Origin of the sequence: Tenacibaculum sp. L6, from assembly GCF_028823685.1 — a bacterium.
Classification (GTDB): Bacteria; Bacteroidota; Bacteroidia; order Flavobacteriales; family Flavobacteriaceae; genus Polaribacter.
On record NZ_JAPEHZ010000192.1, the window covers coordinates 1 to 518 of the forward strand.

Annotated in this window: 1 protein-coding gene; it reads right to left on the reverse strand. The window is 35.3% G+C overall.

What is annotated here, in order from left to right; all coding sequences use genetic code 11:
- Positions 1-47: 47 nt before the first annotated feature.
- On the reverse strand, positions 48-518 hold a 471-nt coding region (locus OU788_RS12680), incomplete at its 5' end, for a hypothetical protein (protein WP_446751498.1).

A 518-nucleotide genomic window follows, 5' to 3' on the forward strand; every position in this document is an offset into this window, starting at 1 on the left:
CTCCAAAATTATTTTGGAGGCTTTTGTTATATGTAGTCTAACGTTTTTTAGAATTGGTAACGGATACCTAAAGCAATATCAAAATCTAAATCATCTCTATAATCACCAAAACCAAACTCTGGTCTTACATCTAAAGAAAGCATTAAAGGAATATCGAAATTGTATTCAATACCAACATCTCCTGCAGCAAAAATAAATGTTTCACTATCATCACCATTAGATAGAGGACTATCAAAACTGTAAGACCCAACACCACCACCAACACCAGCATACCAGTTGAATCGACCGTCTAATTGCCAAACCCATTGGTATAAACCTGCTAGTTTAAAACCATCATAGCCATTACCACTTCTTAAACCTAGGTCAAGTTCTAAACGATTGTTGTCACTTAATTTACGTTGGTAAGAAATTTCAGCTCCAAAACCATCTCCATCTCCTAAACGAAGACCAATGGCGTTGTCAGAAATTTCTTGGGCATTTGCTGTAAAAAACGAAAGGGTTAAAAATCCGATAAATAA